Annotated in this window: 11 protein-coding genes; 8 read left to right on the forward strand and 3 right to left on the reverse strand. The window is 34.0% G+C overall.

Features of this window, described 5'->3' with window-relative positions; genetic code table 11:
• Positions 1–359 precede the first annotated feature (359 nt).
• From C7D53_RS19690 to C7D53_RS19710, 5 genes are all read left to right on the forward strand, one after another.
• Positions 360–1526, forward strand: a complete 1167-nt coding sequence (locus C7D53_RS19690; protein ID WP_106918111.1) for a T9SS type A sorting domain-containing protein — start codon at positions 360–362, stop codon at positions 1524–1526.
• A gap of 140 nt (positions 1527–1666) precedes the next feature.
• Positions 1667–4318 carry a 4-alpha-glucanotransferase gene (locus C7D53_RS19695; protein WP_106918112.1) on the forward strand — a complete coding sequence of 884 codons (2652 nt, stop codon included), beginning with the start codon at positions 1667–1669 and terminating at the stop codon, positions 4316–4318.
• Between the two features lie 139 nt (positions 4319–4457).
• Entirely contained in the window at positions 4458–5450 is a 993-nt protein-coding gene (locus tag C7D53_RS19700) for a hypothetical protein (protein WP_106918113.1), read from the forward strand.
• 178 nt (positions 5451–5628) lie between these two features.
• Positions 5629–6075: a hypothetical protein gene (locus tag C7D53_RS19705; protein WP_106918114.1), complete on the forward strand. Its 447-nt coding sequence runs from the start codon at positions 5629–5631 to the stop codon at positions 6073–6075.
• Positions 6076–6202: 127 nt separating this feature from the next.
• On the forward strand, positions 6203–6712 hold the full coding sequence (locus tag C7D53_RS19710) for a ferritin (protein WP_106918115.1): 510 nt from the start codon (positions 6203–6205) through the stop codon (positions 6710–6712).
• A gap of 114 nt (positions 6713–6826) precedes the next feature.
• Here the strand turns inward: C7D53_RS19710 and C7D53_RS19715 are convergent, their stop codons facing one another.
• The 3 genes from C7D53_RS19715 to C7D53_RS19725 all read right to left on the reverse strand — a co-directional run bounded on the left by C7D53_RS19715 (position 6827) and on the right by C7D53_RS19725 (position 10729).
• Entirely contained in the window at positions 6827–7195 is a 369-nt protein-coding gene (locus C7D53_RS19715; RefSeq protein WP_106918116.1) for a hypothetical protein, read from the reverse strand.
• 30 nt (positions 7196–7225) lie between these two features.
• Positions 7226–7450 carry a hypothetical protein gene (locus C7D53_RS19720; RefSeq protein WP_106918117.1) on the reverse strand — a complete coding sequence of 75 codons (225 nt, stop codon included), beginning with the start codon at positions 7448–7450 and terminating at the stop codon, positions 7226–7228.
• 138 nt (positions 7451–7588) lie between these two features.
• A complete protein-coding gene (locus tag C7D53_RS19725) occupies positions 7589–10729 on the reverse strand; it encodes a UvrD-helicase domain-containing protein (protein ID WP_106918118.1) in 3141 nt (1046 codons plus the stop codon).
• A 192-nt stretch (positions 10730–10921) separates the two neighbouring features.
• Between C7D53_RS19725 and C7D53_RS19730 the strand changes: the two genes are divergently transcribed.
• From C7D53_RS19730 to C7D53_RS19740, 3 genes are all read left to right on the forward strand, one after another.
• A complete protein-coding gene (locus tag C7D53_RS19730; RefSeq protein WP_106918119.1) occupies positions 10922–11668 on the forward strand; it encodes a hypothetical protein in 747 nt (248 codons plus the stop codon).
• A gap of 135 nt (positions 11669–11803) precedes the next feature.
• Positions 11804–12532: a carboxypeptidase regulatory-like domain-containing protein gene (locus C7D53_RS19735; RefSeq protein ID WP_228422450.1), complete on the forward strand. Its 729-nt coding sequence runs from the start codon at positions 11804–11806 to the stop codon at positions 12530–12532.
• 122 nt (positions 12533–12654) lie between these two features.
• A complete protein-coding gene (locus C7D53_RS19740) occupies positions 12655–13389 on the forward strand; it encodes an SIMPL domain-containing protein (protein WP_185126718.1) in 735 nt (244 codons plus the stop codon).
• The last annotated feature ends 51 nt before the right edge of the window (positions 13390–13440 follow it).

Below are 13440 nucleotides of genomic sequence, written 5' to 3' on the forward strand. Positions count from 1 at the left end.
GCCAGTTTTTATTTTATTTTTAAAGTCTCATGCAAAAGCATGGGACTTTTTTTGTGCACATAGGTGAACCTGCAAAAATCCTAGAGGCACCCCACACCGTATGCCCCACCTGCACAGGGAAGGCAACAGCCAAGGTCCATAATTATCATTATATTCAATGCCCAGGCAAATTCATTATTTTTAATGCATACCAAGGCCTATCTCTATTGAGAGAGAAAGAATTGTTTTTATTATAATCATAAGAATTATATTAATTTGTTATCAATTTTGCTTTAATTATATAGGATTATTGTTTTTTGACTTGTAAATTGTGTAACTTAGTCATATCAAATCGATTATAAATCTAAACTATACATATTATGAAAAAACATTTATTCCCTCTATTCTTATTGTTATTAGGTATACCTACTCAGGCACAACAAGATTTTTTTGCTATTACAGGAAAAGATGCTCCGGGTATTAATTTCAGTGATTTTCGTGCTATGGATGCGGTGAATGCTACTTCCGGTGAGAAATTTTTCACCGCTGAATCTCCTGCAAAAGTATTTTCGCAGACTAGAAATGGTTCTGTGGCTGAGGATAAAAATTCATTTAATAATTCGCAGGCTGTAACGATGGCGGCACTGGCTTACGACTCTTCTAGTAACAATCTGGTGTATATGCCTATGTTTTCTTCTAATATTTATGTTTTAAATCCTCAAACTAAGGAAATTACATTAGTTGAAAATAACGTAGCCAGAGTATCTTCATGTGATATTAACTCTCATATTACAAGAATGACAACCGGCTATGATGGAAATATCTATGCAGTTAATAATGCGGGTACACAACTTTTACAGATAAGTAAAAAAGGAGGACAGTATATTGTTAATGATTTGGGTATCATTAAAGATGATCTTTCTAATGGTAAAAATTCTTTTACAGCTATAGAAACTGGTTTTGGTGGTGACATGATTGCTGATACGGATAATAACTTTTATATTTTTGCGGCTTCAGGAAATGTTTTTAAAGTTTCTATTAAAGAGCTAAAGGCTAAGTTTGTGGGTAAAATAGCTGGTATTCCGGATAACTATTCTGTAAACGGTTCTGCAGTGAATGTTCATGGAAAAGTAGTAATTGCAAGTGCTAAAGGGGCTCTTTTATACGAAGTAGACCTGATGAGCCTACAGGCAAAGCAACTTCCTGGTGAGCAGAATCTTCATATTTATGACTTGGCAAGTAAATACTTTGCTAATGATAAAATCAGTTCTTCTAATACTGTGACTAATCTGGATATCTATCCGACAAGAGTTGACGAGAATTACATCAATGTGTACCTTAGCAATAAGAATGTGAAAGGAAGCCTTAAACTAAATGTATTCGACCTGTCGGGTAAAAATGTTATGAATCAAAGCCTGCTTGTTAAAGACGGTTCTTTGGATCAGAAAATTTATCTGAGAGGATTAATTAATGGAGCATACGTTGTAAGTATTGCAGATGAATCAGGCAAAATACTACTGACCAAGAAAATCCTGGTAACAGAATAATTGATTAAAAAAAACATATCAAAAAATTTGACTTATCATAGAACCTTTTCAATTGTATTGGGAGGTTTTTTTAATGATTATTTGATATTCAAGAAGTTTTATTTTTCGATATTATAATGTACTTTTATAAAAAAATATAGATGAAGCTATACTTTAATGTAGGATATATTGTAAAGGCCGGAGAGAATCTACAACTTGTAATAAGTGAAGAAGGAACTGTAGCTCATATCCATACTATGTTTTGTGCAGAGAATGGTTTATGGAGATGTGAGGTTGATTATTTTTCAAAGTCTATTTCTTATCAATATAGAGTTGTAAATGAAAAAGGAAATGTTTTAAGAGTAGAATTTGTTTCTCATCATCTTAATTTTCCACATAACTATAAAGAGTTCATCATTTTTGATGAATGGAATAATAAAAATTTTCCGGAGAATTATTTAAACAATAAAATACTTTACAACAAACTGCATGATTTTGTTTCTGAAAAATCGACAGTTTTAAAAAAGCATACCCATTTATTTCGAATTGAAGCCCCTATCTATAATCCGGACTGGAGAATTGTCTTGTTTGGAAATACTGTTTCCCTGGGAAATTGGGATTATGGGAAAGTAGTTCCTTTGTTTCAGACAGAATTTGGAATCTGGGAAACTTCTGTTGAAATTCCTGAAAATGAATTGATTCAATTTAAATATTGTATTTACGATAAAAAGGAAAACAGAGTGATTGATGTGGAGACTGGAGATAACAGATTCACCATTGCCAATCCGTTTGAAGATGTTCTACAGATTGTTTCCAATCATTACTTTAGATTTAAAGGCTATCAGATGTATCATGATGCGGGAGTTGCCGTTCCAGTATTTTCTTTAAGAAGTGAAGATGGTTTTGGAGTAGGTGAATTTACAGACATCAAAAAACTGGCAGATTGGACAAAGGAAACGAATCTCGGAATTATTCAGATTCTTCCCATTAACGATACAACAGCTAATTATTCCTGGACAGATTCATATCCTTATGCAGCAGTATCTGTTTATGCTTTGCATCCCCAATATATTTCACTTGAAAAGCTTGATTTTTCTTTACCGAAAGAATTAGTTAACGAGTATCAGCTTGAAAAACAGAGCTTAAATAGCCTCGATCTGATTGATTATGAAAAAATGATCGCAGGTAAATGGAAGTATCTAAAGGCTGTTTTTTATGCTGAAAAAGATAAAATTTATAAGGATAGAAACTTTAAGAAATTTATAAAAGACAATGAGTACTGGCTGGTTCCTTATGCTGCGTTCTGCGTACTAAGAGACAAGTACAAAACACCCAACTTCAACGATTGGAAAACTCATAAAAAATATATTGCAGGAAAAATCTCACAATTTTTTACAACGAAAAGTAAAGATTATGATACCTCAATGCTTCATGCCTGGGTGCAGTATCAGCTTCATGTACAACTAAAGGATGCGGTGGATTATACTCACAAGCTTGGAGTTTCTTTGAAAGGAGACCTGCCAATCGGAATTTACAGATATTCTGTAGAAGCCTGGACTGAGCCGGAATTATTTGGAATGGATTTCCAGGCGGGGGCACCACCTGATCAATTCACAGAACTTGGTCAAAACTGGGAATTCCCAACCTATAACTGGGAAGCCATGAAAGAAGATGATTACAGATGGTGGAAAAACAGATTCAAAGCTTTAGAACAGTATTTTGATGCCATGAGGATTGATCATATTCTAGGTTTTTTCAGAATCTGGAGAATGCCAATCTCTGCTGTACAAGGAATTTTAGGATACTTTTATCCGGCTGTTCCTATTGTTTTGGATGAATTTAAGGCTTGGCAGATTCCGTTTAAATTTGACAGATATTGTAAGCCATTTATCAATAATCAGATCTTATGGGATTATTTTGGAGGAGATAGTGTGAAGGCTCTTGAATTTATGGATCATAATGAAGATGGTACCTATTCTTTGAAAGAAGAATTTGATACTCAAAGAAAGTTGGTCAACTTCTTTAAGAAAAAACCATATGGTGATATTGAAGATCAGCTGATTTCTCTTTGTGCCAATGTTTTATTCTTAACAGAGGAAAGAAATGGAGAAACGGTTTATCATCCAAGATTTAATGTTTATAATACAGAATCTTACAAATATTTGTCAGAACAGGAGCAGAAAGGGATCTATGATCTGTACCACGATTATTTCTTCAGAAGACAGGATCATCTTTGGCAGGAAAAAGCTATGGAGAAACTTCCCGTTATCCTGAATGCTACGAAGATGCTTATCTGTGGAGAAGATTTGGGAATGGTTCCTGCATGTGTAGCTGTTGTAATGGATGAGTTGGCTATTATTGCCTTAAAGGTTCAGCGTATGCCTTCCGAAAATATTCCATTCTATGATCCGAGATATGCAAATTATATGAATGTAGTGACTGCTTCTTCCCATGATAGCTCAACCTTGAGACAATGGTGGAAAGAAGATCCTGCTTTAACTCAAAAATATTTTAACCAGCAACTTATCCAATATGGGAAAGCCCCTGAACAGTTAACTCCGGATCTGGCAGAGATTATTATGAAGCAGCATTTATATAACGAATCTATGTTAGCTATTTTCCCAATTCAGGAGTTTCTTGCAACAGATTCTATGCTTTCCAATAAGAAAATGGATAATGAAAGAATTAATAATCCTGCTGTATTTCCCCATTATTGGCGCTATAGAATGCATATAAAGCTAGAAGATCTTAAAGAACAGAAAATATTCAACAAAAAAATTGCTAACTGGATAAAAGAGAGTGGTAGGATGTAAATTTAACACTTGATTATCAATTAGTTAATTGCATTTTAAAAGAAGTTTAATCTAAGGATTTAACTTCTTTTTTTTATTTGTATCAAAAAGATAGAATAAAGATATTCTGTTATACACTAACCAATTAACAACTATAGAGATGAAAAAAATATTTTTGGGATTAGCTTTTGGGTTGGGCGTTTTGACGTCAGCTCAGCAGTATCCGAATAATGGTTGGGAAGATGATGGTTATTATCAAAATGGTGGTGGCTATTATAACGATGAAGATGACAGGAACTATTTCCCTGATGATTATTATTACAACTATCCTCAGGATTATTATCCAACTGATTATTATCAGAATTATTATAACGATTATAGAAGTAGTATCATTAATATTGACTGGAACGGTTTCTTTGTACAAAGCAGATTAAACCGCTGGCAGGTTGATCAGATTATCAGATTAAATAACCTATACGCCAGTTTTTCAGCTTGGGATAATTTCTATCGATACAATCCGGACAGATGGTATTATGACAGATTTTATGCTTTGGAAAGAATTATGGGACCAAGAGTATTTGTGGTTTTCCAAAATAACTATTATCGCGGTGGCAGCCCTATTGTATACTTCCAGAATTATAGAAGAACATACTATGTTCCGAGATACAGTGTAATGCCAAGATATAGAAATGTAAACATCAATATTTACAGAGTAGATAGATCAAGGTTTAGAAGAATTGATAATCCTACTTTTGATGTTATCAGAAACAACTCCAGACCCAATAACGGATTTAGAAATAATGGGTTCGAAAACAATGGATCTGGAAATGGAGGTTTCCGTAAGCAGAATAACAATGGAAATTCCGGTTTTAGAAATGATAATTCCGGAGGTTTTAGAGGAAGCAATGATAACAATGGTGGATTCAGAGGAGGAAACTCAGAAAGAAGTGGTGGTTCCAAGAGTAACAATGGAGGAGGCTTTAGAGGGAATACAGAAACAAGAAGAGAAACAGCTCCCGCTCCATCCAGAGAAAATAATGGTGGCTTCAGAGGAAATGGAGGTGGTTTTAGACAAGAATCAAAAAGTCAGGCTCCAAGCCAGCAAAGCCGTAGTAATAGCGGAGGCTTTAGAGGAAGCTTAGTAAGGAATTAATTTTCATATATTATATTTAAGTGGTGTGAAGGACAGGTTTTTATAATCTGTCCTTTTTTTGTTTTATTAATGATTATTATTTGTTAAAATTTAACATTATTTATGAATATATTAATTTAACTTCTGTTTTGTTTAATAATCAAAAAGGTATAATAACAATTAATTAAATTTTTAAAAGATGAAAAAATTAGTTTTAGCAATAGCATTTATCGGAATGGGAAGTTTTGCAATGGCACAACAGACAACTCCACAGGACAAAGAAGCAAAAAGAGCTGAAATGAAGCAGAAGATGCAGCAAAAAGAGCAGGAACATTTGGCACAGATGCAAAAAGACCTTAATCTTAACCAGTCTCAAGTAGCACAGGTAAAGGCATTACATGAAAAAAGGAAAACTGAAATGAAAGCTGAGTTTGAAAAAAGTAAAGAAGTAAGACAAGCTAAAATGGAAGAGAAGAAAGCTAAAAGAGCCCAGATGGATGCCGATATGAAAAAAATATTGACCCCAGAACAATATGATAAATGGCAGGTTGACAGAAAAGCTAAAATGGAGCAGAAGAGAATGGCAATGAAAGATAAAAGAATGATGAAAAAGCCGATGAATACAGCTGCTCCCGAAGTAAAATAACCATTTAGAGGTTTGTTTTTTTTAAGTATAAAGGATGGATGATTTTCCATCCTTTTTGTATTAATTTTCTGTAAAACTTTTGATTTCGGGCTTTTATTCCCTATTTTTGAATATAAATTTAATACTTATGGTTAGCGAAAAAATTGCAAAATTAATTAACGAACAAATTGCCCACGAACAATACGCCGCTCAATATTATCTTTCAATGTCTGCATGGTTTTCCGGAAAAGATCTGGATGGAATTGCGAACTACTTCAGAGTACAAAGCAAAGAAGAATTGATGCACGCAGATAAAATGTTTGATTATCTGAATGATGTAGGAGGAGAAATCATCATTGGAGAAATTGCAAAACCTCCACATGAGTTCGAAACTGCAACGGATATTTTCGAGAAAGCATTAGCACATGAGAAAATAGTAACTAAAAGTATTTTCAATATTGTAAAGAATGCTAATGAAGAAGGAGATTTTGCAACAACTTCTTTCATGCAGTGGTTTATTAATGAGCAGGTAGAAGAAGAAGCAAGCGCTTCTCAGTACGTTACAAAGATCAAAATGGTTTGTGATAATCCATCTGCATTATACCTTTTTGACCAGGAATTGGCGCAAAGAGTATTTACTCCGGATCCAACTGCTTAAACTGAAAATTTTTCAAAAATATAAAAAACCGCTATTCAATAGAATGGTGGTTTTTTGTTTCTGTGTAAATCTAAAAATACCTAATAACAGTTTATTTTAAACACTAACGGAACTCTACTGAATATTTTTAATTGCCTGTGAATTGTTGATCATCAACAAAGTAAAAACTGAAATGATTGATAGTAAATATAGAAAAGTCAAAAGAAATACCTCTTTTCCCAATGGTTTTTCTTTTCTAATAAAGTATGCCTGTAAGAATAAGAAAACAGGATATACTACAGCAATCATGGAAAAGAACACAAAAAGATAGGTCATTACCAAGGAGAATATGCCACTGAGGTTAACTATTTCTACATTTCGGTTAAAGGAAGCATGGGAAGAAGCATTCCAATAATAAATAGCAGTTAAAATAATAAATAGAGTAAAGCCTGCTATCTGAATGTTGAATAATATTCTCCAGTTTTTTATAATGTAATTTTTCATAGCCTCGGTAGGATTTAAGCTTTCGAAAACTTACTTCTTATGTTTTTGTCTCTGGATGCGAATAGCGGAAATAAAAGTTACAGCACCTATTATCATACTTAAGAATAGGGTCTTTGCTATATTTTCAGTGGGCATATATCTATGACCATCGGGGGTTACCGGAGGATCCATATAGTCCGCAATATTATAAATGGCTACTGACGAGAATGCCATCATAAGAATACTTATGACAAAAGAGATAAAATATATTTTCATGGTTACCTGAAATCTCTTTATCAACCCAAATATAAAATTGGGTAGATATTATATAGAATAAAAATAAACAATCCTTTTCTATTATAGGGGTTTTTTATTTTAATTTTATACTATATTTTGATAATATAGGTTGAAAATTTATAGGTAAATGATTTGGGTTTTAAGAACTTTTTTGCCAAGCCTTTCAAGAATATTTTTATAGCCCTGTACCTGAGCTACATCTTTATCTTTACGTTCTCCTGTTTTAAAATCAACAATAATATAGCCCTCATCACTCTTTAATATACGGTCGGGTCTCGAAATATGACTTTCTCCGTTTTCAGAGATCATGATATCTTTCTCATTAATAACCTCCCATTTCTCATCGAAAAATTCAGCATAGGTTTGTACAATATCTTCCAGGGTAACCTGAATTTCATTCTTCTCCTCCAATGTAATTAAACCCTCAAGAGCATATCCTTCCAAAACCTTATTGATGTCTTTCTTAGTATTAATCTTTGAGAGAAGTTCATGAACAAAAAGCCCGATCCTTACTTTTTCATTCCTTACCTGATAGTTCTTGGATGGAGTGGCAATTTTTATAGAAGTACTGTTTTCGTTTACATTTTTCAGGTTTTCTATATTCTTTGTCTTAAAAGAAGAGCTTTTAGTCTTTGAATGTTTCTTCAGCATCTCAGTATTTACTTCATACAGATCAAATTCATCAGCATTCTCAGTGTTTTTTGTCTGAATAAATTCTAACAACTCAAGATTATTGGAAGTTTTGTTAGCTTTTTGGAGATAGAAAAATAATTGCTCAACAGGCCTTGTAGTCGCTACATACTGCAGACATAATCTGTCGATTAAATTCTTATAGGAGTTTTTTTTGTTAAAGCTCTGAATCTGTTCATCATAAACTTCTAGATTTTTACTGAACTGATTAATATTCACGGATTTCAAAGCAGCACTCTCACTTGTTTCAAACCAGTTGGTAAACTCACTATCTCTGTTTTTGTTCATCATGGGAATAAAAACGATAGGAAACTCCAGTCCTTTTGACTTGTGGATGGTCATAATCTGAATGGCATCAATATTTTCCGAAGCCTGAATAGTGTAAGAAGAAGCTTCTTCATCCCAGTATTTTAAAAATTCCTTTGTACTTGCTCCTGCGTTTTGAGTAAAGTTGAAAAGCATTTCCAAAAAGTTAAGCAAGAAATCCGTTTCCTTATTTTCTACAGAAAATTCATTGATATAATACTCAATAAAATTATATAAGTTAAATCTAGGAAAATTATCCTGCTTAAGCTGTATCGAATATTTCTGCTGAATAAACTGAAGAATTTCCTCATGTCCCTCAATATCCAGAATTTCTTTCATATCAAGCGTAAAATCGGCCATATGAACTTTGCCCAGTGTATTCAGATGATACATCATCATAATCAGACAGGGTTTATTCTTAGGATTTATTTCCCATCTTAAAAACTCTATGACAGCTTTCAAAGTATTGGAAAGTTCAAGAGTAAGACCTTTATCAGAAATTGTTTTTATATTGGTTTCCTCACCATGATACCTAACCTTTAAATTTCCTAGTTTTTGAGAATAACTGAAGATGTCAAAATTTCCACGGCATAGTATGGTAATATCAGAGAACTTGAAGCCATTGTCCAGACATTCCTGAATGTCTTTTCGCATCCGTTCAGAAGTATCATCATAAAATTCGTCGTTGGTAAGGTTCTCAATAAGGTTCACCTTTACACGCCCCTCCATCTTCGATTTTGGGGTTTGTTCGGCATCTGCTCCGAAGATATTCTTATGCTCTTCCTCCAGATCTCTGGAATGATACTGATAGAGCTCATTGTTGAATTGTACAATATTTTTTGCACTTCTCCAGTTGTCCTTCAAAACAAGAAGATCAGCCTCCTTAGGCGAAAATTCCTTTTTGTTGATAATATCCAGCATCAGTTTACTTTCTCCACCCCTGAATCTGTAAATACTCTGTTTGGGATCTCCCACCAAAGTAAATGACGTGTTTTCTGTAGAAACACTGTGATCCCTTAACGGGACAAAATTCTGCCACTGAAGCTCAGAAGTATCCTGGAATTCATCAAAGAAATAATGCTGAAACTGTGAACCTACTTTTTCATAAATAAATGCTGAAGGTTCGTTCTTAAGATTTTCATTGATCAGAATATTAAATTTGGACAATAAAACAAGATCATTCTCTTCCTCAATTTTTTTAAGCTCATCCTGAATCTCCTTATTAACCTTTAAAGGAAGCAAAGCAGCTAGAACCTTCTCTTTCTTTTGGGTTTCAATATACAACAGGATAAGCTGCATTCTGTTTTCAATAAGCTGATCCAGAATTTCAAAAATTTCAGTTTCCTTGTGCTTTGATTTTGATGAAGCTCCCTTTCTGTAATTGTTGATTACAGATTCTTCTAAAGTGGTAGGAAAAGGATAACCAGCTCTTTTCTGCTGATAAAAATCAATAACCTTTGTAAAGAAACCTCCGATACCGTTTTTTCCTTGTGCAAAATCTTCAATCTCAATATTTCTGGATTTGAATAACTCAATAGAGGAAGCAGCCAATTCTGCGGCCTGCTTCTTATTAAAAACAATCTCCTTACGAAGGGTGTTTTTTATATTCTCATAATTGGCATCATCAAAACTGTCATTGTTTTTCAAATGTTCGTAATGAATATCCTTTACAAACTCCTTTGCGGAATCATACAGATTTTTGTTTAGATTAATTCTCTCATTGTTCTCAAGACTGTAGTCTACATAATCCATGAAAGAATTGGAGATCGTTTCATTTTCCCCGATTTGATCTAACATTTTATCTACAGCCTCAATCAAAAAGGGTTCCGCTTCAATTTCCAGATTAAAATTTTTGGCTAATCCCAGTTCATAGGAGAAGCTTCTTACCAATCTTGAATTAAAACGGTCAATTGTTCCAATATTCAATGTGGAGTAGTTATGAAGAACATGATCCAAAAGCCTTTTAGAACGAAGATGAAGTTCATCAATTGTGATCTTCAGGCCCTGTTCCTCAAACGCTTTCTGCATATTTTTAAGATCAGCATTTCCGGCATAATCACTGGCCGAGAAATTTCCCAACCAGGTCAAAATTCTCTCCTTCATCTCATTTGCAGCCTTATTAGTAAAGGTCAAAGCGAGAATGTTCCTGATCGATTGCTGTTGATTAGGATAACGGAGACAGATCATCAGAAGTCTTTGAACCAGGGCGTAAGTTTTCCCGGATCCTGCAGAAGCATTGATGACTGTATAAGAATTTTGCATTGTTAAAAGAGAATTGAGACTGCAAGTTAGCTAAAATTTAAAACAAACTTTAACAATTCATCGGAGCTATTTAACAGTTTCGGTGGCAAAAAGTATCAAAGGCCTAGAAGAAAATATTAAAAGGCGTTAACTGTGGTTAAATTTATGGTATTATTTAAAAATAATTTTAGCTTTGCTTTATAAAAACAATCCGTGAAATTTAAACTATTTTTTTTATTAACCTTTATCTTCTTCATTCATACTCATGCCCAAAGCTATATCTTCGGAAAAATTACTTCCGAGGGAGGTTCAGAGATGGAAGACGTTAATGTTATCAACATCAGAACAGACGAAATGGTGCTTTCCAACAGAGATGGACATTTTATGATCTCCGGAAAGGCGGGAGATGAACTTCGTTTTATAAAAGCAGGCTATGAAAGGGTAATAAGAAAGATCTCACAGGAAAATGTACAATCTCCTATGGAAATTAGTCTTGTACGGCAGACAATTCAGATTCCTGAAGTGGAAGTGAAGCAAGGGCTTACCGGAAATTTAAAAATAGATTCAAGAAATTACAACAGACCCAAAAAAGTTGAAAAGCTGAGCAAGGAGATAGATTCTTATATTGCACAAAAGTCTGATCCAAGAGTACTGGCGGCAAGACCTGGTGAATTTGTTCAGCCGAAAGGAGAGGGTTTTTCTATAGGAAAAGTTAAGGACAAATGGGATGACATTGATTTAATGAGCTATATTAAGGCAAGTCTTGGAGATGATTACTTTACCAACCTTAAAATAGATAAGCCACAGATTGACCACTTTATTTTTTATGTTTTCGCAGGTGGTTTTGAAAGAAAAAAGATTTTGAAATACGGATTCTGTAGTGATGCTGATTTATATAGATTTCAACGTTTTGTACTGACAAGAATTTCAACCTATCGCGCTCCAGAGACTCAAAAATAGTTGATGAAAACCATACTTTTAAATAAACCAGAGTCGTTAATATCCTGATACTAATTGAAACATAGAGCTATAAATATTAAAAATGAAGGTTGGAAAAAAGTTTTTCTTTTCATTGTTTTTCTATGCAGCAATATTTTGTTTTCCCAGCAAACAATAACAGGGAGGACCATTGATGATAATGGAGATAACCTGAGTGGTGTCATTGTTGTTAATATTTCCACGGATAAAAAAACGCTTTCCAATTCACTTGGAATGTTCTCTATTGATGCAAATCCCAATGACGAATTGAGGTTTGTAAAGGAAGACTTTAAAAGGGTTTCCAGAAGAGTATTGCAAGACGGAGTTAATTCACAATTGTTGATTACGCTCTTTCAGATTCCCAAAGATGTGGGAGAAGTAAAGATTGTAAAGAAGCTTTCCGGAGATCTGGAGCAAGATTCCAGAATTGTAGCAAAAGTAGATAAGGGAGAGCAGGTAAGACAGGCTGTAGGCCTCCCACAGCCCGTTGGCAAGATGAGGGAAAAACCTGCAGAAGTGAAAAGCGTTCTTTTACCAATTCTCTTGGGGAATCTTAATGTTCAGGGCGTTTATGATCTTATTAGCGGGAAAGCCAGAAAGCAGAAAAGGCAATACAGATACGATGATTTGCAGGAACATATTATCTGGATTCGAAAAAGAGTAGAGGATGAGTATTTTACCAACGCAGGAATCCCCGTAGACAGAATTTCAGAATTTATACAGTTTTCATTTGCCGTAAAACCTCAGGTCCGTACCTATGTAAAAGCCAGAAATTTATCAGGTGTCATGCTGAGAATGGAGGAAACAGTCCCTCTTTTTATAGAAAGACTAAAGAACAGCCATTAATCAACTTTAAATTTTAAAAAGCCAATAATTTCCACTTTTTGATTTGTGTTAAAGAAATCTTAAAATATGGAATGAAAATTGATGCAATATTCTCATAATCAAAAACAAATCCACAAATTATTATGAATAAAAACATTATTGCCGTGGCTGTAGGAGCTCTTGGCTTTGCACTTGGTCTGGGCTTATTGGGCAATTCTATTAAGAATAGGAATAAATCTGAAAATACGATTTCTGTTACCGGTCTAGGGACAAAACAATTTACTTCTGACCTGATCACATGGTCCGGAAGTTTCTCCAAAAACAATATTGATTTAAAATCGGCATATGATGAGCTGGCATTAGACAGAAAAGTAATCAATGATTATCTGCTTTCCAAAGGGATAAAGCAAAACGAAATTGTTTTTTCATCTGTAGATATCCAAAAGCAGTTCAGAAGCTATAACGATGCCAATGGAAATTATGTACAAGGGGAATTCTCAGGTTATAATTTAACTCAAAAAGTTTCCATTGAAAGTAAAGAAGTGGCTAAAATTGAAAACCTATCCAGAAATATTACAGAAATTATTAACCGGGGAATTGAGTTTACATCTTCTTCACCAGCTTATTTCTATACCAAATTGGCAACTGTAAAGCAGGAAATGATTGCCAGCGCTACAAAGGATGCTAAGCAAAGAGCAGAGAAAATTGCAGAAAATTCAGGAAGCAGCCTTGGTAACCTTAAAAAAGCAACAATGGGGGTTATCCAGATTACCGAACCTAATTCCAACGAGGATTATTCCTATGGTGGAACATTTAATACCTCCTCCAAGGAAAAAGAAGCAAATATTACGATAAAGCTTGAGTATCAGGTAAACTAATGAATGAAACAGGAGAGTTTATTCTAAGTTTCTATTTACTGTAAAAAATAA

The organism is Chryseobacterium aurantiacum (genome assembly GCF_003020585.1).
In the GTDB taxonomy this organism is placed as follows: domain Bacteria; phylum Bacteroidota; class Bacteroidia; order Flavobacteriales; family Weeksellaceae; genus Chryseobacterium; species Chryseobacterium aurantiacum.